The sequence below is a fragment of the Bacillus safensis FO-36b genome, assembly GCF_000691165.1.
GTDB classification, from domain to species: domain Bacteria; phylum Bacillota; class Bacilli; order Bacillales; family Bacillaceae; genus Bacillus; species Bacillus safensis.
The window spans coordinates 15,469-38,449 of sequence record NZ_ASJD01000006.1; the positions used below are offsets into that span (position 1 = coordinate 15,469).

Sequence of the window (22,981 nt, forward strand, 5' to 3'; positions counted from 1 at the left end):
TCCACATCTTTATTCATTCAATTCCTCAATCATAAGCGACAATTCTGTCCAGCGGTCCATTGCTTGTTCTAGTTCTTCCGCAACGGCTTTTTGTTCGTCCATCAGCTCTTGAATTTTTCCAAAATCACTTCCTGCTTCTACAATGCTGGTTTCGAGCTGCTGATGTTTTTCCTCTAATGCCTGTATCCGGTCTTCAATCCCGTCCCATTCAAGCTGATCTTTATAAGAAAGTTTTTTTCTCTTTTTAGGTGCGGCTTCTACTTGTTTCTCAGCAGGCTTTGTCTCTGTCCGCTTCTGCTCTTTTTCCTGTTCCATATAATCGCTGTAAGCACCTTGGAAGTGTGAAACGCGCCCATTTCCTTCAAAGACAAGCAGACGGTGAACCACTCGGTCTAAGAAATAACGATCATGGGACACGGTGATGACGACGCCGGGGAACTGCTCTAAATAATCTTCTAAAATACTGAGGGTCTCTGTATCAAGGTCGTTCGTCGGCTCATCTAAAAAGAGAACATTCGGCTCTTCCATTAAGACCTTCAATAAATACAATCTGCGGCGTTCTCCCCCTGACAGCTTACGAATATACGTCCGCTGCATCGATCTTGGAAAAAGGAACCTCTCCAGCATCTGCTCTGCTGTGACAATAACGCCATCAGACGTCTTGACGATCTCAGCTGTTTCCTTGATATACTCAATGATGGTCAGCTCATCATTCATTTCCTTGTGATCCTGCGTGTAATAGCCAATACGAACGGTTTGTCCAATGGTCAATTGTCCTGAGGTCGGTTCAATCTTACCCGCTAGACAGTTCAGTAGAGTGGTTTTGCCAACTCCATTCGGTCCGATGAATCCGATACGATCACCCGGCACGACTAAATCTGTAAACCGCTCCACAAGGGACTGGCCAGCAAATGAAATTGATAAGTCTTCTGCCTCTATCACTTGTTTCCCCAAGCGGTGCGAGCCGATGGCAAAATCAAGCTCTCCCTTCGCATCAGGTCCTTTTTGATCTTTCAGCTCTTCGACTCTGCCGATACGTGCTTTCTGCTTTGTCGTTCTTGCTTTTGCTCCTCGTCTCAGCCATGCAAGCTCTCGTCTAAGCAAGTTTTGACGCTTCGTTTCTTTCACCTGAGCCTCTGCTTCCCGCTCCGCTCTTTTTTCTAAAAAGACTTCATAATTTCCTTTATACGTATAAAGCTGCCCTTGATTTAACTCATAAATCCGATTGGCCACCCGGTTTAAGAAATAACGATCGTGCGTCACGAGAATGACAGCACCGCTATATTGGCTTAAGTATCCTTCAAGCCATTCAATGGTGGCATTATCAAGGTGGTTGGTTGGCTCATCTAAAATCAGCAAACCTGCAGGCTGAATTAAATTTTTAGCAATGGCGACACGTTTTTTCTGTCCGCCTGACAATGCATGTACAGAGCGGCTCACATCTTTCACGCCAAGCTTTGTCAAAATCGTTTTAGCTGAAAGGTTCGCATCCCAAGCATCTTCCTGATCCATTCGATTTTGCATGCGCATCAGCGCCTCTTGTTTTGCCTCATTTTGCGGGTCATGCTCTAAATCGGCGAGTGCCTGTTCATACGCCTTCATCGTTTGAATCATTGGTGCCGTTCCAGAAAAAATGTAGTCAAGAATCGTTTCATTTCCGGTCATTTCAGGATCTTGCTCAAGAAATTCGATATCAAGTGTCCCTGCTTTCGTGATGTCACCTTCCTCAAACGATTCAAGTCCCGCGATGACCTTTAGAAGTGTTGACTTCCCTGTACCATTTGGTCCAATCAATCCGATGCGTTCCTTCGGTTCTATATGAAACGAAATATGATCAAACAGCGTTTTCTCGCCATAGGTTTTATATAATCCTTCAACATTCAATAAACTCATTTTATCAGCCCTTACATAGATTCTTCCTTTATTTTAAATCAGCCAGTAGCAGAAAACTAGTTTTAAAAAACCCGCTGCTGAAAAGAATGTTTCCTTTTGATGCTCGATACACTATGAAGAGGTGATCTAAAGATGATAACCATTAGCTTATGTATGATTGTGAAAAATGAAGAGGAAGTGCTGGCGGAATGCCTTTCTTCTGTTCAAGACATTGTCGATGAGATAATCATCGTTGATACGGGATCAACAGATCAAACAAAAGAGATCGCTCATTCCTTTTCAGCAAAGGTGCTGGATTTTGAATGGGTGCAGCATTTTGCAAAAGCACGTAACTTTGCTTTCTCACATGCAGCGAAAGAGTATATTTTATGGCTCGATGCTGACGATGTTCTGCTTGAAGAAGACCGCCAAAAACTGCTTCAACTCAAGCAGACACTTGATCCCTCAGTGGATGCCGTTTCGATGTTTTATCATGTGGGCTTCGATGAAAGCGGTCAAGTCAATTTCAAATATAGAAGAAATCGCCTTGTGAAGCGTTCCTTAAACTTTCAGTGGTACGGGGCCGTTCATGAGTTTCTTCAAGTGTATGGAAACATCTTTCCAGCAGATATCGCCGTCACACATCAAAAACGCAAGAAAACAACTGCTGGTGAGCCTGGGCGCAACTTGCGAATTTATGAAGACATGCTGGCAAAAGGAGAGGACATGACGCCCCGTGATCTCTTTTATTTTGCCAATGAATTAAGAGACAATGGGCAGCATGTCAGAGCGATTCGTTTTTATCATGAATTTTTAAACACAAAACAGTGCTGGATTGAGGATGAAATTCGCACATGCCAATATTTAGCGGACTGCTATTATGCGGCAGGCTTTGAGGAAGCGGCCTTATCCTCCTTATTACGATCCTTCTTATATGATCAGCCCCGGCCAGAATTTTGCTGCCGGATCGGGGATCATCTAAAAATACAAAATAAACATCAGGCAGCCATCTTTTGGTATGAGCAGGCGCTGAAGGCTCCTGAAAACGAAACAGCCTTCACACTTACACAATATAAAACGTGGTATCCTCACCTTCAGCTTTGCTACTGTTATTATCAGCTCGGTGACCTGGAGCAAGCCAAAATACATCACCATGCCTCCTCCGCCCATCATCCGACTCATCCAAGTGTGCTGTACAATGAAAAAATATTTGCTGATCAGACATAGATCGTCTGACACCACATCCGCCTTCGATCTCACGGCGGATGTCTCTTTTTATACACTTATTCGGTTGTGACGTTTAACACTTTAGTGATTTAAAGCGTTTTTCAACCAATTGACTAAATTGTCATTTGCGCATATACTAACATTCGTCTTACGAAAAGATTTATCCATTAGGAGGTCAACATGAGTTCTTTATTTAGAAAAAAATCTCTCGACCAGCTCATGCTTGAAAGTCAAACAAAGCGGCTCAGCCGTTCGTTAAATACGTTTGATTTAATCTTGCTTGGCATTGGCTGTGTGGTCGGGACTGGAATCTTTGTCATTACGGGGGTTGCTGCGGCAAATGATGCGGGACCTGCGATTATTATATCTTTTATTTTGGCTGCGATTGCATGCGCCCTTGCTGCTTTTTGCTACGCTGAATTCTCCTCTTCCATTCCTGTGTCAGGAAGCGTTTATACGTATTCCTACGCAACACTTGGAGAATTTCTCGCCTTTTTAATGGGCTGGGATCTCATGCTTGAATATGTCATTGCGCTCTCTGCTGTAGCAAGTGGATGGTCGTCCTATTTTCAATCACTGCTCAGCGGATTTGGCCTGCACATACCGAAGGCTTTATCAGCTGCACCTGGAGCCGCTGACGGGGCCGTCTTTAACCTTCCAGGCGCACTCATTATTTTGCTCATCACCTTTATCGTCTCAAGAGGCGTCAAAGAAAGCACAAAGCTGAATAACATTATTGTGCTGATCAAAATTGCCATCGTCCTTCTCTTTATCATTTCAGGCTTTGCTTACGTCAAACCTGAAAACTGGACACCGTTTATGCCAATGGGATTTGAGGGCGTGATCGCAGGCGCAGCAACAGTCTTTTTTGCTTACCTCGGATTTGATGCAATCGCCAATGCATCGGAAGAGGTCAAAAATCCGCAAAAGGCAATGCCGATTGGGATTATGGGAGCGCTCGGTGTATGTACCATTTTATACATCGGGGTTTCCTTTGTCTTAACAGGCATGGTTCACTATACGAAACTGAATGTCAGTGATCCTGTCGCATTTGCTCTTCAAGTGGTCGGTCTGAATAGTGTGGCGGGTATCATATCAGCCGGTGCCATTATTGGGATTACAACGGTACTCATTGCCTTGGTCTATGCACAGGTTCGCTTAACCTTTGCGATGAGCCGCGATGGACTTATGCCAAAGGTTTTCTCAAAGGTTCATCCAAAATCACAAACACCTGTTGCCAACACTTGGCTGACAGGGGCAGTCGCAGCATGTATCGTAGGTTTTGTGAATTTATCGACGCTTGCGAATTTAGTCAGTATCGGAACACTTGCAGCCTTTACGGTGATTTCCATTGCGGTCATCATATTGCGAAAAAAACACCCGAATGTTAAAGCAGCGTTTAAAGTGCCATTCGTGCCTGTGCTTCCAATTATCAGCGCGATCATTTGTATCACACTTGCGACAACACTTTCTTGGGTCACATGGAGAGCCTTCCTCATCTGGATCGCCATCGGTGTTGTTGTCTATTTCACCTATGCAAGACGAAAAAGCCATCTCAATGAAACACATTAGAAAAGAGACACGGGGATTCCCGGTCTCTTTTTTTGCTTAAATCACGCTGTTTTTGACTGAATTTGAGTCCACCATATCTGGATCTAGCACGCTTGAAATCGGAATGACAAGCGGTGAACAATCTCCATTGTCCTCACCAAAACCTTGGTTCATTTTCATTGAGAGAAAATAATCAATCTGCTGATAAGGTCCTAGCGTCAGTGATGCACCCCGATCCATTGCATTGATTTTAAAAGCACCGACATTGACGACTGAGGGTGAGAATAACATCACACGTCACTTCCTTTGAATGGGTTTAGCTGCTGGTGAAAAAGAGGCAGGTGAGTCCACTTGATCTCGATCATCTACATGGCTTTTTGTACCGACAAAACCGCTGGCATCTCCAAAATTCTGTCCGTAACCCTGATTTTTTTTATCTGAGTTTTGCCACTCTGCTAACAAATTTTGTCCGACATTCACCGCCGACGCATTTTCAAAGGAATTAATTTTTAACATGAAAATATTAATATTGATATACGGAGTTGGTTGAACCACAGATAAACCTCCTTTTTATAGGTATATGCAAGCACCCATCAAGTATGTTAACGGGAGGTCTTCACATGGACTTCGAAAAAATGAAGCAGTGGATGGATATTGCCCAGCAAATGCATGGAGATGATTTTTGGAAAATGATCTTCGATGATGAGCAAAGATCCCCCTTTATGGCAAACGGTCCATCTCCATTTACATTCACACAGCAGGATCAGCGGGGTTCAGATGCGTCGTTTCCTCCAATCGACATGGTGGAAACCCATGCAGAAATTCAATATTTAATTTATTTGCCTGGCTACCGAAAGGAAGATGTTCAGGTGTTATCATATGGTGAATATTTGGTTGTGAAAGGACAGCGTTTTTCCTTTTTTAACGAACAGGACTTTCGCCAAAAGCAAGGGAAGTATGGTCCGTTTGAAAAGAAAATCCGCCTTCCAGAAATGATTCTTGGTCAAATGAATGCTGCCTTTAAAGACGGTGTACTTTACATCCGCCTGCAAAAGGATGAAGGAAAAGCGACGGCTATCATCATAGATGACGAATATTGATACTCACTGCGTCTATTTGATCACGATCATCAATTGTTTCAATTGGCAGGATCGTGATCACGCCATCAGCATTCTGTTCCCCAAAGCCATTGTTTCGTTTGATCGTACTGCAATGATTGCGAACAAACGTCGAGCCAAACGTCATAGATGATCCTGTGCCAATCGAATTCGTTTTCATATGGGCAATGTGAACCTGAGTAGGCAGCATATGCTTCTCCCCTTTCTTGTCATCTCTATAAGTATATACGGGGCAGCTTTTCCATAGACTAGAGTAAGGCGGAAGAAAAGGTTGTGGTCTACTTGAAACATTTCATTCAATCACTCTTTAAAAAAATTGAATCCAATCCATCCCCATCTGTCATTGAGCTAGAAAAAAGACTCGCCGCTCTTGAGCAAAAAATGTCTGCACCAGCTGCTCCTGTCTCAGAGGATACACACATCCATATCGAATCCCTGCGAGTGGACAAAATTGACTACCATTTAGAATTTGGGGAGCTTTCTATTGACCAGCTTCAAGGCAGGCTCAATATTGGGGCAACCTATTACACGCCAAAGGACACATGCATCAAAAAATCCACACAAACACCGAAGCCAAAAGAAACAAAAACACCGGTTGTCTCGATTCGATCAAAGCCTTCATCTTCTTAATGTGCTCGGCTTTTTAGTACAATCGGGGCAGTATCACAAACGATAAGACAAGTCCAAAATAAAAAGCTCCACTTCTCTACAAATCAAAGTAGTGAAATTGAGCTTTTTCCGTTACTTCATTTATTTATTTATTGAATTCATCAATCGGAAGAAATATTCAGATTGATGTGTCTTATTCAGGTTATACCAAGAATGTAAGGCATCTGGTGCAAATACTTCTATTTTTTTCAGCACTTCCATTGCAAATTCTAAAGGAGCTATTCCTGATGCAGTAACTAAATTCGCATCAGATACCGCAGGTGCCAACTCATAGAACTTCTCTCCTTTATAGTTAGGACAAACCATTTTAGTATATTCTAAGTTATTACTTGTATGCCTTCTAGTATTTAAGTATCCCATATTCGCGAGCCCGTCAGTTGCACCACAAATTGCAGCAACAATTGTGCCAAGCTCTAAGGCTTGACCAATTCTCCCCAAGATAGGTTGGTGAATTTTTTCACCCCAAGTCGTCCCTCCTGGTAAAATCAAAAGATCTTTGCTCTCAAGATTACATTCTTCAAGGGAAATATCTGGTTTTATGCTCAAACCTCCCATAGTAGTCTTTATTTCTTTATTAACTCCTACTGTAATTACTCTTAAAGGTGCTAAATCTTTTTTGAAATATCTACCTGAGTTTAGTTCAGCGATTAAATATCCATATTCCCAGTCAGACATCGTATCAAATACATATAGATAAACTTTTTTTGTTTGCATCCAATCACCTTCCATTCACAATTGATATAGCTATTATAAAATAACTTCCCTGACAGTTAACGTCAGGGAAGTTATCATACTTGGTAAAATTTTATCAAATCCGACAAAACTTCAATAACTCTTTTCTTAAGACTAATTGGCTCAACAACTTTAATAGATTTATTATAAGGTAAAAGTAAATAAGGTACATATGTATGCATCATATCTTTTGGAAGAAGAAAAACTGCTTGATCTGAAGTCCGTTCTTGTAAATAATGTCCTAAAAACCAATGTTGGCAAATATCAGCCAATACATTTTTATCCCCATGAATCACCAAAGAAATAATCTCTTCCTTATCTTCTAAAGTTGGTAGGAGACTGTTTATAAAAAAGTCACGTGCTGAAAAATTTTCTTTCTGGTCAAAATGATTTACTGTCAGCATTAGACTTTCAATTCGATCTACTCTAAAACTACGCATATCATTCCTAAGATGACAAAATCCAATCACATACCACTTATTATTCCAATAGATTATTCTGTATGGATCGACACACCTATGATGTAATTGCTTTTCTCCACTTTTATTGTAAAGAATTTTCACCGTGTATGCGTCTGCTATGGCCTTTTCCAACTTCTTTAAAGAAGGTTCCAAAGAGATTGAAGGGGTTCGACTTATTACTTCAAGACTAGTTATATGTTGGTTTACCTTTGTTTCTTGCTCTTGATTTGAGTGTTTACTAAGTTTTGAAATGGCCCTTTTTAGCGCTTCATCTCCATAATATCCGGCTTCTTCTGCAAAAACAGCAGCGTGAAATAGTGAAGTCATCTCCTCAAAATCAAAAAATAGAGGGGCCTCTATAAAATTGTTCAATAAACTATATCCACCGTTATGTCCTGGTTCTGAAATAATAGGTACGCCACTCGTTGAAAGTGTATCAATATAACGATACACAGTTCTTATATTCATCTCTAACTTTTCTGAAATTTGTTTTGCAGTTATTTTTTTATCCGAACGAAGCATCCATAAAATGGATAACAAATTGTCTACTTTAGGCATATAATTCCACCTTTATATGAGTTTTATTTCCGATGATATACTTGTGATTTTTGGTATAACTCATCAATTTCTTTCCGATATCTTTCTAATTGAAGCTTTACACAGATTTGTCATTTCACACATTTGATTTACAATTTTATTTTCCTCTTTATAAAGCTTTACTGCATCATGGTATCTCAAGCAGACCTTAAGCATTGGATAATATCACGTTCTAATTGGCTTACACCCGCCATAAATGTAAATTAAGAATTGGCTGTAAGGATTATCTTCTGATATCTAGCTACGTATCTTTTAAGAATTTTAAATTTGTCTTTTTACTGTGAGTAATACAGGGCTAGGTCTGTACCATAAATGATTTCACCTTTTTCTTCAATAGAGGACTTAGATATTATTAATAAAATTGGGTATCCTAAACGATAAATCACAGGTCGTTTTTCTTATCTATTTAGCTAGGTTTCTATGAGAAACTATACAAATCACGACCAATCACTGTAAAATATAGAGGATCTAATCAAAAATTGAGGTGTTTTCATTGTATACGGGTCAAAAAAAATCATTTTGGAAACAGAAAAAAGTCATCATCCCTCTTCTTAGCATCATCGTAGTTGCTGCTGCTTTCTTTTTCTTAAAAGATACTCTTTTCTCAAAAGAAAAAGAGGCTTTAAAAGCCGCTCAAAGCTTTACGAAACATATGGAGAAGAAAGACTTTACGAAGCTGGCAGATGAGGTGACAAGTGCATCTTTGAAAGCCAATGACTTTTCAAAAAAACAACTAGCCGAAAAATACGACAATATTTTCAACGGCATTGGTGCTTATGATCTGAACATATCAAAACTCAACGTTGAAAAACAGGACAAAGGAGATGGGTATCAATTCTCCTATGATGTAACGATGAAAACGTCTCTTGGCAAGCTGCATAAGCTGTCTTACAAGGGCATTCTCTCTGAAGAGGGCGACAAGTGGAAAGTGGACTGGAAACCAAATCTCATCTTCCCGCAAATGGAGAAAGGAGATACCATCAAGGTCAAATCAGACCCTGCTGTCCGCGGAAACATTGTCGATCGAAAAGGACGTACGCTGGCAGAAACAACTGGTGGAAACGCACTTGGCATCATCCCGGGCAAGCTCGGAACAGGAGAAGAAAAAGAACGCAATATCAAAAAAATCAGCAAAGCTTTTGATATAGAGGAAGAACTAATCAACAATCAGCTGAAACAAGCATGGGTCACAGACGACACGTTTGTCCCGCTCAAATCGATGTTAAAACAAAAGCCAATTCCAAAGGACGTCAATGGCGTTACCTATCAATCAAAGGAAATGCGCTACTATCCATATAACAAAGCCGCCGCTCATCTCACCGGATATGTAGGAAAAGCAAATGCGGATGATATCAAAAGGAATCCAGCATTAAAAGCGGATCAAATCATCGGCAAAACCGGCCTTGAATTCACATTTGACAAAAACTTACGCGGACAAGATGGCGGAAGCATTCTCATCGTCCATGATGAAACAGGCATTGAAGAAACATTGCAAAAATCAGCTCGAAAAGATGGAAAAACAGTGAAGCTGACGATTGATGCTTCTTTACAGAAAAAAGCCTATGATCAGCTGAAAGGTGAAAAAGGGGCCGTCACGATCATGAATCCATCATCAGGTGATCTATTAGCACTTGTCAGCACCCCTTCCTACGATGTCAATCTCATGACAAACGGGATTACACCTAAGCAATATCAGGCATACAGTGAAAATCCAGACCTTCCATTCCAAGCTCGATATGCGAGCCGGTATGCACCAGGGTCCACATTCAAAACCATTACAGCCGCCATTGGGCTGGAAACAGGTGTCACAAAGCCTGACAAAGTGCGCACCATTCACGGACTGAAATGGCAAAAGGATCAATCTTGGGGAAATTATCGCATCACCCGGGTTCACGATAAAGAAAAAGTAAATATGGTCGATGCCCTTGTGTACTCAGACAATATTTATTTTGGACAGGAAGCACTCGAAATAGGCAAAGCCACCTACGATAAAAAAGTGAAAACATTTGGATTCGGCGAAGACTTACACATGCCATTTACAATGAAGCCTGCACAAGTATCGAACGATGGCATTCAATCGGATATCTTACTGGCTGACTCGGCGTATGGGCAAGGCGAATTACTCATGTCACCGATTGAACAAGTACATGCCTATTCTCCATTTGCTACAGGAGGCAAGCTTGTCTATCCTCGAGTGATTCAAGATGAAAAAACAGCTTCACCAAAACAAATCATCAAAGAAGGCTCGGCAAACACAGTGAAAGATGCATTGACTAAGGTCGTGACCAGTCCAAACGGAACAGCCCACTCCTTACAAATCGAAGGAGCGGATATTGCCGCTAAAACGGGAACGGCAGAGTTAAAAAGCAAACAAGGTGCAACAGACGGCACCGAAAATGGATTTTTACTTGCGTTTAATCCTAAAAAAGAAGATTACGTCCTCGTCGGCATGATCGAAGGGGTAAAAAACCGCGGCGGCAGTGGGCTTGTCGTTCAAAAAATGAAGCCTGTGATTGCTTCTTTTTACAAATAACTCTTTAGAGACACAAGCTCAATCAAATGCTTGTGTCTCTTTTTTTCTAAATCATGACAATTTGCTATTGTTTTATAGTTCACCTTATGAATAAAATGAGAAGAATGCAAAAATCAGAAAACAGATAAATGAAGGGAGGAAGTCTCATTGGCCATTGCTGCTCGTACAAAGGATAAACCTCAACATTCTGTTACCGGCTCAACGGTTTATCCCATCTTATTGATTATTGGTATTTGTCATATGCTGAACGACACATTACAAGCTGTTATTCCTGCGATGTTCCCTATTTTGGAACGCTCAATGGGGCTGACCTTTACACAATTAGGGCTGATTGCCTTTACATTAAATATGGTCTCCTCCGTGATGCAGCCTGCTATTGGGTGGTACACAGATAAACGGCCGATGCCTTATGCACTTCCGATTGCTTTATTTTCAAGTGCTGTCGGTATATTCGGACTCGCGTTTGCTCCGTCCTTTGCCACCATTCTGCTTTGCGTTGTCTTTATCGGACTCGGCTCTGCGATCTTCCATCCAGAGGGCTCCCGTGTTGCCAACATGGCAGCTGGTCCAAGACGAGGTCTTGCCCAGTCCATCTATCAAGTAGGCGGGAATACAGGTCAAGCCTTTGCTCCGCTTATCGCTGCATTAATGCTCGTCCCGCTCGGTCAGACAGGCGTGGCTTGGTTTACGATTGTTGGAATGTTGGCGGTTGGTTTCCTTCTTTATATTTCAAGATGGTACGCAGGAAGGCTTCAAACCATTCGGGCCCAAGCGAAAAAAACACCTACAAAAGCGGCTAGATCTGATATTCATCGTAAATCAGCACTCATTGCACTTGGCATTATCGTCTTTCTCATCTTCGCCCGCTCTTGGTATGGAAATGCCATTTCGAATTTCTATGCATTTTATGCGATTGAACAATACGGTTTGACGATTAAAGAATCACAGACTTATATCTTCTTATTTCTCATTCTAGGTGCAATTGGGACATTTTTAGGCGGTCCGCTTGCAGACCGCTTTGGCAAGAAAAACGTGATTTTAGTTTCCTTATTGGCATCCTTCCCGCTTGCCCTGCTGCTGCCATTTGCCGGACCCGTTTTTGCTTATGTTTTACTCGGGCTGATTGGGCTCATTTTGACATCAAGCTTCTCTGTTACCGTGGTTTATGCCCAAGAACTATTTCCCGGGAAAATTGGCACAATGTCTGGTTTAACTGTTGGGCTTGCGTTTGGTATGGGTGCAATCGGATCGGTTGCCCTCGGCTCATTCATTGATGCCTTCGGCTTAACGCCTACCATGATCGGTGTTGCCTTTTTACCGATATTAGGCATCCTAGCCTTCTTACTTCCTAGCGACCAAACCATCTCCAAATGGAATGAATCATAAAAAGAAAACCGCTCAATCAATGAGCGGTTTTTTTCAATTGTTGACAAAGGGATAAAATGATGTGTATTTTAGCACTTTGTCTTCTTTTCAGCGTGAGAGAAAACCTTTGCAGTCTAGGAAGGGCGAGCACTGGAGCGCAGACCTGACAAAGAATGAGAGGGGTTGTCTACACGCTGAAACCGCTCAATAAATGAGCGGTTTTTCATCTCTCATAAAAATGCGTGTCAGGCACATGCTTCTTCGCAATAAATCCTTGCTTAAATTCTGGAAATACCTTTTGCACCTGTTTAATCTTTTGATGAACCAAGTCGGCATACGGAATATACAAATGATCCACAAGCTTCTGTTCTTTCATATAGTAATACCAATTAAGGTTAAAGGTATTCTCATCAATGATCGTAAAGGCAGAAAAATGATAGAACAAGAGTGGACATTCGTCGAGATACATATCTCCTTTTACAACTGAAAGCTTGTAGTTTTCAATGTTCCAAATCGCCGCATTGGCTCCTTTAGATGCAACGATATGAACCCCTTCAAAATCATCAACCCATCTTTCCACATACCGCTGATCTCCGTACGTCTTTTTTTCTGTATCCATTTCTACTGTACAATGGGCAAGACAATTTTCTTTCCATTGCGTGACTGCCTGTATGGCAACATCTGTGTTACGACAGCCTACAAACCCTGTATTAAAGCGGCCAGACAACTCATAAAAATGATAGAACCGCTTGGAATTCATATGATCCGTCAAAAATAAATGAGCGCTTGGATTCTCTGCAAAAATCGCCTCCGGATCATGATAAAAATACAAATCCGTATCCAGATGGGCAAGATAATCCGCATCTGAGGACTCAAGAATGTTGAGCAGAAAAGCAGGCTTTAACGTCCAGCAATACTCATGAAACGTTCGATCTTCTTTTGCCTTTCGCAGCGTATCATCTTCAATGTCCTCAAGCTGTTCATATTGAACATGCGGGTGAGGGAACTCCTTTAATACATTATAAGCCAAAGGGTCTGCACATAAAACGGACAGCTTAAAGGCATGAGCGTTTTGTTCAAGCGAATGAATCAGCGCCAAAAGCTTAAAAACATGGGTATTCGACACAATGGTTGTAAAGTGATAAGACGCCATTTACAACACATCCACTTGGAACAAATCAACGCGCAACAGCTCTTTCGTCAGCCCTTGAATGGCTTCTACAAGCACCATGCAGCCATACTCCTCACGTGCAAGCTGCGCCGCTTCTGCCAGCTTTTTCAAAGGAACATGCTTGGCTGTCAGCATATCTTTTTTATCCCGCTTGATGCCTACATTCCGCTCTGTGATCAAATGAAGCAGCTCTAAAAAATAGGATAACAGGTCATCAAATGCTGGATTCTCACGCAGCTGCCGAACTTCTTTCACAATATCATTTGTCACAGTGTGAGAAAACGGACCAGAGAAAGCCAAATGGACATCAATGGAATCAATATTGTTATACTTCTCACACATATACAAAATGTTGTATTTGATGTCATCAAATGACGTTAAATTACTTGGATGCTCTTGATGCACACTCATGATATCCTCTCGCAATTCAAAGGAGAGACCAAGCTGATTCAGTCGAATTCCTAAATCATAATCCTCAAATCCATACCGAACGATATTTTCATCAAACATCCCTAGTGCCATGACATGCTTACGTTTAACAGAGGAGTTATTTGTAATAAAAAAGCGCCATGGCAGCTCATAAGAACCTAAATCATAGTGGTACGTTTCCAAAATGTCTTTCAGGATATCAATAAACTCAGACTGCAAATCGAAGCTTTTCTCTAGAAATGCACCATTTTCGACTTCTTCCAATGATAAAAGAGGCGTTTTGTCCTCCATTTTCCGTTTATACAGTCCTTGCTTTTTCAACCGCTTCATATGATCCTTATCAAAAGCTGTGTAAAAATAGCGATAAATCCGCTTCCAGCACACACCGCAAATTACAAGACTCTCCCTGTCAGCATGGGCCTCTGCATGCTTTTGAATAAATCTCGGTTCTGCCAGCATATCACTGTCATGAAAAATGAGCAGATCCCCCTCCGCCTCGCGAATGGCATGATTACGCCCCTTTGCAATTCCTTGATTGACAGGAATACGCACCTTTTTAAATGGGAAGTTCACCTCAATATTCTCGAGCATTTCCATCGTGCCATCCGTTGAGCCATTATCAGCAACAATGACTTCAAATGGAATATCTGTTTCCTGAAGCGTTAAAGAAAAAAGGCTTCCCTCTAAACGCTCTTTGGCATTATAGCTTGGAATAATGACGCTTACCTTTGGCTTTTCATTCATGCGTCATCCTCCTCCCGTTTGGCATAGCCGTTAAACAGCGGGTCGACCTGCTCCACAGATTCAATCACGTGGCGAAGCACTTGCCGATAGGCTTCTTGAAAAAACGGCAGGTCATTTCGTCCCTTTTCATGAATTTGCTGCATCTCATCCTTACTCACAATCCGAAAGCCGCTGTAATGATAGCAAATGAGCGGGTGCCCATCCTCCAGAAGAATACGTCCATTCTCCTCCCGATAAGAATGCTGCCCATAGTTCCAATGACCAATATTCACGCCTTTTGTCTCAATATCTTCTACTTTGTCAAACAGCCTCGGCATATGATCTAGATATCCTTGATCGCCAAACTTGCCTTCTCCCGGTGCATTTTTACATTCTTTTAAGCATTCTTCTTTCCACCAGCTGAGGCATTTTCGTCCGGCTTCATCTCCTTTAAAATGCAGAAAGCCTGAGTTATAGCGTCCTAAAAGCTTCTGAAGCATCTTCACTTCCTCTGCATCAAAGCTTGGAATGACAATATCCCCTCTCGAAATTAAAACAGAAGCATTCGGCTGATGTTGAAAAATCACCTGAGGGCTCTCATAAAAGAACAAATCCGCATCAAGATAGGTCACGCTCTCTGCCTGCTCCTGTTCAAATAACCACTCAATCCAAATCGGCTTTAAGGTCCAGCAATATTCCGATGCATCCCGTTCCTCTTTTTTCTCCAGCAGCTCTGGTGTTTCGAGCTCCCGTACATGAACAAGATCCACATGCGGAAAATTCATTTGATGAAGCAAATCAAATGCAGCATCATCCATACATAACGTCTTGATGACAGCATCATCTTCTACTTGCTTCAACGATAAGAAAAACGCAATGGCTTGATAAAGTCTTCCACTTGAAAGAACCGTACAATATATGCTGTTCATCTATTTACACCTCTATTTTTGAAAGAATTCGCGGTACCATTCAATCGTCTTCTCTAAGCCTTCATCAATGGAGTAATCAGGCTTCCAATCAAGCAGCTTTCTCGCTTTCTCTGCTGACAAATATTGATGCTTAATTTCATGTGTTCCTTGATTCAAAATACGAGGCTTCAGTTCACTTCCCATTGCCTTTAAAATCTTATCCACAAGCTCTAGCACTGTCAGTTGAATCTCGTTACTAAAGTTAAAGGCTTCTCCCGCCAGCCCTTTTTCCCCCATCTTCTCAGCTAGCAGCAAATAAGCCTTCACTGCATCTTCAATGTAGAAGTAATCACGAATAAATGTCCCGTCACTTCTAATTTCCGGCGCCTTTCCTTCTAACACAAGCTGAATGGTTTGCGGAATGATTCTGTTGAAATTCAAATCCCCGCCTCCATATAAATTACCGCAGCGTGTAATACAAACTGGAAGACCGTATGTGTTGTAGTACGTATGAGAAATGAGATCTGCACAGCTCTTCGAGACATCATACGGATGTTTCCCGTTTAACGGCATGTCTTCATCGTATGGCAGCTGCTCTTGATCACCGTATGCTTTGTCACTTGATGCCACGATCACTCGTTTAATCAGCGGCTGTCTTCTGCAAGCCTCAAGCACATTCCATGTCCCTAAGATATTTGCTTCAAATGTAGAAACAGGATGTCTGTTCGCGACCCCAACAATGGCTTGGGCAGCCAAATGGAAGACGGTGTCAATTTCATATTCTCCTAACGCACGTTCAATCGTCTGCATATCCTCTAATGCGCCTTGCACCACATTCATTTTTTCAAATTGACTGCCTTGATATAAATTCGACCTAGGCACCTGATCACGCACAAGTCCAGTCACGTTTGCCCCTTGATCAATCAATTCCTTGACGAGATAGCTCCCTAACAGCCCTGTACATCCAGTTACAAATACGTTCTTTCCATTCCAAAATCCGCTCATGCTGTCACCAAACCTTCCATGGTTGTTTTCCATCTGTCCACATGTCGTTGATTTCCTTCAGGTTTTTATACGTATCAATTGCTGTCCAAAATCCGTGATGCTCATAAACGGCAAGCTCTCCATCATCCGCCAGGTTTTGAAGAGGCTCTGCTTCAAACACGCATTGATCATCGTCTGTCAAATAATCAAATACCTTTGAAGACAACACAAAAAATCCTCCATTGATCATCCCGATACTGTCTGTCTTCTCAGAGAAGGATTGTGCCATCCCGTTATACACCTTCAGTGTCCCGTACTGGGACTTCTTTTCAATGCCTGTGACAGTCGCAGCTGCTCCAAGATCCTGATGACGTTTCAGCAAATGAAACATATTGATATTAGCCAGTCCATCACCATACGTCATCATAAAGGTCTCATCACCAATGTAATCCTGTGCCTGCTTTAAACGTCCGCCTGTCATCGTATTTTCACCTGTATCTAAAAAGGTGATTTTCCAGTTTTCCGATTTACCTAAAAGCTTCATTTCTCCTGTCGCCATATCGAGCTGCATGCTGTGATGCTGCCAGTCGTAGTTCAGAAAGTACTCTTTGATCTTCTCTCCTTTATATCCAAGCAATAGGATAAATTCGTCTACACCGTAATACTGATAGATTTTCATAATATGCCATAGAATAGGCCGGTCTCCGATCATAGCAAGTGGTTTAGGAAGCGCTTGTGTGACCTCACTCATTCTCGTTCCCTTTCCTCCGCAGAGAATGACTGCTTTCATCTTCTCCCCTCATCTCTCTATGAAGATTTTTGATTAAAACCCTATCTTTATGCGGAAAATCAGTACATGTACCCTCATACTTTGTCCGACATCAGGTTTTGAATCTACTCTATTCATATGTCGAAATGAGAGAGTGTGCCACCTAGCATTTAACTATTTTTACAAATAAAAAAAAGAGCGAGATTCATATTCTCGCTCTTCCAAAGTTTAAATTGTATATTTTCAGGGTAGATGGTATGATAAACATGTGCATAATCAGCACAAACAGCCTCTTTCTACAAAGAGACTACTAGATTGAATGAATTCAAGTGGCAGCTTGCTTCATTCTCAATATGAATCACGGAGGTGAATTTCCATGGCACAAAACGTTCTTTGTGAAGTGAACTCTTGCCGTTTTTGGGCTGATAACAGCTGTACCGCTTCTACCATTAAAATTGGTAAAAACACGATGACCGAAGTGACTCGTAATACTGAAACTGATTGCGAAACATTTGAAACAAAATAATCTATTTTTCTCTGAGATGAAGGAACTGGCAGGTTCCTTCTTTTCTTTTATCATTCTATCAAGAATGATAATTATTATCAAGTGTTTTTCAATAAACATTTCTCGGGAAATAATGACACGATATTTCTCCATTCGTTGACGATTTTCACTCCTTTTTCTATACTCAACATATCCGAAGAAGAAAAAGTGGTGACCAATCAATGGATTTTACGATACGTTTTCTCTCATTCTTTGTCGTGGAAATCGAAGGCAAAGATGAACAAGCAAATAAACGGTTTAAACATTATCAAACACTAGATCAAGAAGAATTTGAACAAAGTGAGCTGAAGGACTTTTTAGACGGTGAGCTTAAAAAAATCGTCAAACGAAAAGTGGACAGACATCCTAAATCTGAACAAGTACCGACCAAAATTGGCCGATTTATTGTAGAACCCGGTCATGAGCTCGATTCAAATCCCAACTACAACCTATTTCATCAAACGAGATTTGCAGATACAAAAGAATTGTTTAATGAATGCAGTGAACAGTTTGTTCGCACATATTTAGATACAAGTGCTGTCAGAGGCGGCGTTTTTTTAGTTGCTTCTGCTGTTCCAAAAAAGTATTTCGATGATTCCTTTGTCTTTATTATGAAATGCGATTTCGAACAGAAAGTGGCTTCTATCGCTGATACATCTACCTTGATTAGAAAAGTCGAAATGGCCATTACGACAAAAAACATGAAATCAATTCAATACCCGTTTATGCCAGAAGAGGGCATGACTGAGGAAGCTGAAGTGAAAATTCATCAATCTTCACACGCTCGTTATTTTGAGGACTTTTTGAAATTCGTCGAATACGGTGAATCCATGCCTGAAATCATGAAATCACAGGTCATGAATATGGTACAGGAACAGGTTTTTGAAACATTACAGGATGAAAGTGAAGAATTAAAGCAGTTTGAAGAGGATCTTGAAATATGGGAAGCGAGTGAAAAGCGAGAAATTAGAGAAACACTCGATACAGAACAGGTCACACAAGCGGCCTCCCATATTGTTGAACAAACCCCTGATATCACAATGAAAATGCGTCTAGGCGAAACGGAAATCAAAGGTCTTCTAGCAGACTTCGGCCAATCAATCCATATTGCAAAGCTCAACAATCGATATGTCGTGCTCGTTGAAGCAGATCAAATCGTCTTTGAAAAGGGAAGCACACCTGTTGAGTTTCATAAACCAAATGGGTTAAAAGAGGTGGTCAGCCAGCTGACGCAAAAAGCCTATGATTCAGATCTAGAATAAAAAAACTTGACTGCCTCTTGCCCACATGCTGACAAGCAATAAGCTTATGATGAGCATCAGCCAAAAGACGCTGCTTGATCCAAAAAACTGAATCATCGTATACCCGCACAAGGGTCCTAAAGCCGCTCCCATATCTTGAACAAAGGAATAGCTTGCGAGGAAGCGGTTTTTATCTGTTTGAGCAGACGCTTTTTGAAAAGCAAGCGTGTCCGTTAATGTTGTTAAGATTGTTGAAAGCAGCTGGATCAAAAGCAGCATCACAAGAAACCAGCCGCTTACCTTCAGCATGACCGCCAGAAAACTGAGACCTCCAAATGAAAGAAACATCCAGCAAAGCGTTCGTTCCTTCATCACAAGCCCATCAAACCATCTGCCCGTTTTCGGTGCTACAAATGGTTCCCACCCCCATCTGAGCGCTTGAATGATTCCACTTAAAGCCGAAGCTCCGATAACAAAGCCGAACAGAGCAAATTCACCATGACCGATCCTTGCTTCAATGACATGACTGAGTGTTGATGCGAATAACCCTTGGATCACAAGTGCGATCAGCATACCTGTCATTAATACTTTTACAACATCCCGTGCAAACCACCTCTGTTTGATGACTTGATACACCTGCCCCTCTTCTCCCTTTTCAATCTCATCCAAAGAGACATAAAAAATGACCCCTAGTAATGTGAGTAAACCAAAAACTAACGTCATGGACTGGAAGCCGATCAGGCTGGCGAATATTCCGCCAAATAACATGCCGAATAAACTGCCAAGCCGGTAAAGTCCATTATAAATGCCCGTATAATGCCCTTGAGAGCTTTCCTCCATCTCAGCAATTAATCTCATTCCACTCATACGCAATAACGTCCATGCCAGCCCCCAAGCGCAGCGGCAGATCAGCAACAGCCAAAAACCACTCACACCATATAGCATCGTGGTCACTGAAGCAATCAAAATAGCGATCAATACACCAGTCTTCATTGGGACAAACCGATAGAGCCACCAAACGACAGGCGTTAGCGGGATGCGGATGAATCGGTTAATGGACAGCAGCAGCCCGACCTCCCAAATAGACGATAAACCAATCTCTTTCCAATAAATCGGAAGAACAATATAAAGCATTGAATCCCCAATCAGTGCAAATGCTGTGATAAGCGATATTGACACCACTTGCTTTCGACGATGATCCATTTCCCTTCCCCCTTCGCTATCTTTACAATAAGGGATGCCTTATAATAAATCTAATGAATGTTTTTGATTAAACCATCAAAATAATTGATAGGTGGTGCAAAGTTGAATTTACATGCCCTTCGGATTTTTGCAAAGGTCGCAGAGACAAAAAGCGTTACACAAACAGCAGACGTACTGTCATTGACACAGCCTGCTGTGACGGCTCAGCTTAGAAGCATTGAAAGTGAGATCGGTTTCCGTCTTTTTAAACGAAATGGCAGAGGCATTACACTTACGGAAATGGGGAAAATTCTATATCCTTATGCCCGGCAAGTGTTCGAGGCTGAAAAGGAAGTAGAATATCAGATCACACTTTTACAAAACGGAAAAAAGGGGCGGCTCCGCATCGCTTCTACCTATGTACCACTTAACTTTTTACTGCCAGATTGGCTTGCTGCCTTTAAAACATCTTCACCACAGACAGAAATTGAATTAAAAAGCGGAAACTCCGCTCAAGTTTTAGAGAGCCTGCTTCAATATGAATCAGATGTGGCCATCGCTGTGATCGAGGATCTGCACCATGAGGAGATTCTCACCTCTCATTTAACGAATTTAAGCTATGATTTTATTGTGCCGGCAGACCATCCGTTGAACGGAAAAACTGTCCCGCTAGAGCGCCTGAGTCAGGAGCCTTTTTTGATGCGTGAAGAAGGCAGTTCCACAAGAGATAAGCTCTTTTCATTATTTACCTCTAAAGGGATCAAAAAACCAACCGTTGATTTACAATTCAGCGGTGTTCATGAAGCGATTCAAATGATCAAAGCTGGATATGGCATCACACTTGTTCCCCGTGATGCGGTTCATGGCAGTCTCAAGCGGCAAGAAATTGGGCGCGTGTACATTGAAGGCATTGAGATCGTCAGACCGGTTGTTGTGTGCAAACGGGCGAATGATCTTGAAGAAAATAGAACCGTGGATGCCTTCCTGCAAATGAAAGGTATCGGTCCATTTACTACGCCTGCTGCCAATTAAAAAAGTGCCTGCTTCTGAAACAGGCACTTTTTTTCTATTCGGCTGGCTGCACGATGTCAAACGGTACAGCTTTTGAGGCTTTCACTAATTGTTCTGGGGTGATGAGGATTTCATTTCCCCATTCGCCTGCTCCAACACCTAATATCTCCTCTTCTAATAACGAAGCCTCAATAATGGTGCGGAATCCTTCTGGCTGCCAGCAAAACGGCGGAATCGAGCCAATTCGATAGCCCGTCACTTCAAGAACCTTCTCCGGTGAAGCCATTTTAATATTACGGGAGCCGGCGGCTTTCTTTAGTTTCCCTGACTTAATATGCTGGTCAGCGCCAACCATCACAAGCAGCTGCTCTCCTTCTCCTGTTTCAAAAATCAATGTTTTAATCATTTGTCTTTCACGAAAACCAAGAGCTGCCGCTACATTTGCTGCTCCCTTCTCTGTTTCGGCAGAAAATGTTTTGATCTCATATGGGATCTCGTGTTTGTCCAAAAAGTCATGAGCCGGTAATTTTTTCAATCGATTGAACCCCTTTCCTTACAATGTCCTTCATTTAGCTTATCACAATCTTCTCATCCTTAAGATGTATTTTTCAATGGAAAGCCTATGGACCCTTCATCACCATGCTATACTAAACTTGTTTTTGAAAAGGAGCCGGTTTGATATGGGAAACAAGTTTTGGTGTTATACAAGCAGTAAAAGCCTTCTCATGCTGAGTGATATTTTATTTGTGATGACAATCACGTTTGTCATTTATCAAGATACACAATCTGTTGCCTATGCGGCTGTATTTCCGCTGATTAGAACAATATGCCAGCTATTGGCTGGGCTCTTCTCTCCTGTTTTAACCGATTACTTTCAAGCTGGCCGGCTATTGAAATGGGTCCCGCTTTTACGTCTTGGGATGCTCATCGTGTTTACAGCCCAATTTCATTTGTTTCAGCAGCATATGGTCTGGTTGTTTAGTGCGCTTATTTTGATTTCCCTCACAGGCGGGTTCATCAGTCCTTTAATGCAGGCCATCATGCCGATGCTTGTGAAAGCAAATCAGCTTGTGAAAGCAAACAGTACAGCCTCCATTTTTCATCAAATGATTCAAATCGCAGGCTATTCGTTCACTGGAATGCTCGTCCTATGGATCGGGCCATTTTATTTAATGTGGATCACTTGTGTCATGATTGTGTTGTCTTATCTATTATTCATCCCTGTCTTTCCTCTTCTCAAGCAAGAAGAGACGGTTCGAAAGGCAAATAAGATGAACAGCTTCAAAGATGGCTGGACGATCATTTGGAGAAATAAAACGGTGCGCACCCTGACCTTTATGGATGTTTGTGAAAATATTGCGGGTGCTGTGTGGATCGGGGCAATTACGCTTGCCTTTGTCACACAAGATTTAAAGCAAGGTGAGGAATGGTGGGGATTTATCAATGCCGCTTATTATACAGGTGCCATCATAGGCGGGCTCTTAGCTGCATGGATGAGTCAGTTTATCCAAAAACAGCTTCTCCTCTTTATGGCAGCTGGTTCATTCATTTATGCAGTGCTGACCATTGTCTATTCACTGAACAGCCTCCCGTGGCTTGCTTTGGTGCTTTGTATTTTGATGGGGCCTGCTTATCAAATCCGAGATGTTTCGCAGCAAACCATTCTTCAAACGGAAACGCCAGTACGTGATTTATCAAAGGTGTATTCGGCTCACTACGTCCTTTCTTCAGTATCGGTCGGTTTGTCTATTTTCTTTGTTGGATTGATTGCAGATGTATACGGGGCGAGGTCTGTGTATTTGCTAGGCGGTCTGTTTGTGCTCGTCTGTTCCGGCATTGCCATCCTTGCTTTTATGAAGCAGAAAAAAGAGAGCAGCTGATGTATGCAGCGGCT

23 protein-coding genes and 1 pseudogene are annotated in these 22,981 nt (G+C 41.8%); 10 read left to right on the top strand and 14 right to left on the bottom strand.

The window, feature by feature from the left end; translation table 11 throughout:
• Nucleotides 1-9 precede the first annotated feature (9 nt).
• A complete protein-coding gene (locus BA81_RS13250) occupies nucleotides 10-1,893 on the bottom strand; it encodes an ABC-F family ATP-binding cassette domain-containing protein (protein ID WP_034282742.1) in 1,884 nt (627 codons plus the stop codon).
• 132 nt (nucleotides 1,894-2,025) lie between these two features.
• Here BA81_RS13250 and BA81_RS13255 point away from each other — a divergent pair, with 132 nt between their 5' ends.
• Nucleotides 2,026-3,099 carry a tetratricopeptide repeat-containing glycosyltransferase family 2 protein gene (locus BA81_RS13255; protein ID WP_024426649.1) on the top strand — a complete coding sequence of 358 codons (1,074 nt, stop codon included), beginning with the start codon at nucleotides 2,026-2,028 and terminating at the stop codon, nucleotides 3,097-3,099.
• Between the two features lie 180 nt (nucleotides 3,100-3,279).
• Complete coding sequence (gene bcaP / locus BA81_RS13260; protein WP_024426650.1) at nucleotides 3,280-4,671, top strand: branched-chain amino acid transporter BcaP; 1,392 nt, start codon at nucleotides 3,280-3,282, stop codon at nucleotides 4,669-4,671.
• 36 nt (nucleotides 4,672-4,707) lie between these two features.
• On the opposite strand, the gene BA81_RS13265 is transcribed toward bcaP, so the two are convergent.
• On the bottom strand, nucleotides 4,708-4,941 hold the full coding sequence (locus BA81_RS13265) for a hypothetical protein (protein ID WP_034282744.1): 234 nt from the start codon (nucleotides 4,939-4,941) through the stop codon (nucleotides 4,708-4,710).
• A 6-nt stretch (nucleotides 4,942-4,947) separates the two neighbouring features.
• Complete coding sequence (locus BA81_RS13270; protein ID WP_003213975.1) at nucleotides 4,948-5,205, bottom strand: hypothetical protein; 258 nt, start codon at nucleotides 5,203-5,205, stop codon at nucleotides 4,948-4,950.
• A gap of 65 nt (nucleotides 5,206-5,270) precedes the next feature.
• On the opposite strand from BA81_RS13270, the gene BA81_RS13275 reads away from it, so the two are divergent.
• Entirely contained in the window at nucleotides 5,271-5,750 is a 480-nt protein-coding gene (locus BA81_RS13275; RefSeq protein WP_024424582.1) for an Hsp20/alpha crystallin family protein, read from the top strand.
• Here the strand turns inward: BA81_RS13275 and BA81_RS13280 are convergent.
• Nucleotides 5,731-5,958 carry a hypothetical protein gene (locus BA81_RS13280; protein ID WP_034282746.1) on the bottom strand — a complete coding sequence of 76 codons (228 nt, stop codon included), beginning with the start codon at nucleotides 5,956-5,958 and terminating at the stop codon, nucleotides 5,731-5,733. The genes BA81_RS13275 and BA81_RS13280 overlap by 20 nt on opposite strands.
• Before the next feature lie 92 nt (nucleotides 5,959-6,050).
• Between BA81_RS13280 and BA81_RS13285 the strand changes: the two genes are divergently transcribed.
• Nucleotides 6,051-6,398, top strand: coding sequence for a hypothetical protein (locus BA81_RS13285; protein WP_046314051.1), 348 nt, complete (start codon nucleotides 6,051-6,053; stop codon nucleotides 6,396-6,398).
• Between the two features lie 120 nt (nucleotides 6,399-6,518).
• Here the strand turns inward: BA81_RS13285 and BA81_RS13290 are convergent, their stop codons facing one another.
• The 3 genes and pseudogenes from BA81_RS13290 to BA81_RS19940 all read right to left on the bottom strand — a co-directional run.
• Nucleotides 6,519-7,151, bottom strand: a complete 633-nt coding sequence (locus BA81_RS13290) for a type 1 glutamine amidotransferase family protein (protein WP_034282747.1) — start codon at nucleotides 7,149-7,151, stop codon at nucleotides 6,519-6,521.
• A 74-nt stretch (nucleotides 7,152-7,225) separates the two neighbouring features.
• Nucleotides 7,226-8,188 (bottom strand): helix-turn-helix transcriptional regulator, encoded by a 963-nt coding sequence (locus tag BA81_RS13295; RefSeq protein WP_034282749.1) that lies wholly within the window; start codon nucleotides 8,186-8,188, stop codon nucleotides 7,226-7,228.
• A gap of 63 nt (nucleotides 8,189-8,251) precedes the next feature.
• Nucleotides 8,252-8,464: pseudogene (locus BA81_RS19940) on the bottom strand (recombinase family protein); the annotation flags it as partial.
• Nucleotides 8,465-8,720: 256 nt separating this feature from the next.
• Here BA81_RS19940 and pbp4 point away from each other — a divergent pair.
• Nucleotides 8,721-10,760 (top strand): penicillin-binding protein PBP4(5), encoded by a 2,040-nt coding sequence (gene pbp4, locus BA81_RS13300; RefSeq protein WP_034282752.1) that lies wholly within the window; start codon nucleotides 8,721-8,723, stop codon nucleotides 10,758-10,760.
• Between the two features lie 147 nt (nucleotides 10,761-10,907).
• A complete protein-coding gene (locus tag BA81_RS13305) occupies nucleotides 10,908-12,146 on the top strand; it encodes an MFS transporter (protein ID WP_034282755.1) in 1,239 nt (412 codons plus the stop codon).
• Nucleotides 12,147-12,348: 202 nt separating this feature from the next.
• Here the strand turns inward: BA81_RS13305 and BA81_RS13310 are convergent, their stop codons facing one another.
• Genes BA81_RS13310 through rfbF form a run of 5 tightly spaced genes read right to left on the bottom strand, consistent with a single transcriptional unit; the run spans nucleotide 12,349 to nucleotide 17,130 of the window.
• On the bottom strand, nucleotides 12,349-13,278 hold the full coding sequence (locus BA81_RS13310; RefSeq protein WP_034282757.1) for a putative nucleotide-diphospho-sugar transferase: 930 nt from the start codon (nucleotides 13,276-13,278) through the stop codon (nucleotides 12,349-12,351).
• Nucleotides 13,279-14,469 carry a glycosyltransferase family 2 protein gene (locus BA81_RS13315; RefSeq protein ID WP_034282759.1) on the bottom strand — a complete coding sequence of 397 codons (1,191 nt, stop codon included), beginning with the start codon at nucleotides 14,467-14,469 and terminating at the stop codon, nucleotides 13,279-13,281.
• Complete coding sequence (locus tag BA81_RS13320) at nucleotides 14,466-15,377, bottom strand: putative nucleotide-diphospho-sugar transferase (RefSeq protein ID WP_024426658.1); 912 nt, start codon at nucleotides 15,375-15,377, stop codon at nucleotides 14,466-14,468. Before BA81_RS13320 ends, BA81_RS13315 begins: the two co-directional genes overlap by 4 nt.
• 12 nt (nucleotides 15,378-15,389) lie before the next feature.
• Entirely contained in the window at nucleotides 15,390-16,361 is a 972-nt protein-coding gene (locus tag BA81_RS13325) for a GDP-mannose 4,6-dehydratase (protein ID WP_034282761.1), read from the bottom strand.
• A 4-nt stretch (nucleotides 16,362-16,365) separates the two neighbouring features.
• A complete protein-coding gene (gene rfbF / locus BA81_RS13330; protein WP_034282763.1) occupies nucleotides 16,366-17,130 on the bottom strand; it encodes a glucose-1-phosphate cytidylyltransferase in 765 nt (254 codons plus the stop codon).
• A 355-nt stretch (nucleotides 17,131-17,485) separates the two neighbouring features.
• Here rfbF and BA81_RS19360 point away from each other — a divergent pair, with 355 nt between their 5' ends.
• The gene (locus tag BA81_RS19360) at nucleotides 17,486-17,635 is read left to right on the top strand and encodes a DUF1540 domain-containing protein (protein WP_080701222.1); all 150 of its coding nucleotides are present in this window, start codon (nucleotides 17,486-17,488) and stop codon (nucleotides 17,633-17,635) included.
• Between the two features lie 200 nt (nucleotides 17,636-17,835).
• The gene (locus BA81_RS13340) at nucleotides 17,836-18,915 is read left to right on the top strand and encodes a DUF3900 domain-containing protein (protein WP_034282768.1); all 1,080 of its coding nucleotides are present in this window, start codon (nucleotides 17,836-17,838) and stop codon (nucleotides 18,913-18,915) included.
• Here BA81_RS13340 and BA81_RS13345 read toward each other — a convergent pair.
• Entirely contained in the window at nucleotides 18,907-20,097 is a 1,191-nt protein-coding gene (locus BA81_RS13345; protein WP_034282770.1) for an MFS transporter, read from the bottom strand. The two genes, BA81_RS13340 and BA81_RS13345, sit on opposite strands and share 9 nt — an antisense overlap.
• Nucleotides 20,098-20,199: 102 nt before the next feature.
• On the opposite strand from BA81_RS13345, the gene BA81_RS13350 reads away from it, so the two are divergent.
• Nucleotides 20,200-21,108 (top strand): LysR family transcriptional regulator, encoded by a 909-nt coding sequence (locus BA81_RS13350; RefSeq protein WP_024424569.1) that lies wholly within the window; start codon nucleotides 20,200-20,202, stop codon nucleotides 21,106-21,108.
• A 34-nt stretch (nucleotides 21,109-21,142) separates the two neighbouring features.
• Here BA81_RS13350 and BA81_RS13355 read toward each other — a convergent pair whose 3' ends face one another.
• Nucleotides 21,143-21,622: an aminoacyl-tRNA deacylase gene (locus tag BA81_RS13355; protein ID WP_034282772.1), complete on the bottom strand. Its 480-nt coding sequence runs from the start codon at nucleotides 21,620-21,622 to the stop codon at nucleotides 21,143-21,145.
• Nucleotides 21,623-21,767: 145 nt separating this feature from the next.
• On the opposite strand from BA81_RS13355, the gene BA81_RS13360 reads away from it, so the two are divergent.
• Nucleotides 21,768-22,967, top strand: a complete 1,200-nt coding sequence (locus BA81_RS13360) for an MFS transporter (protein ID WP_034282775.1) — start codon at nucleotides 21,768-21,770, stop codon at nucleotides 22,965-22,967.
• The last annotated feature ends 14 nt before the right edge of the window (nucleotides 22,968-22,981 follow it).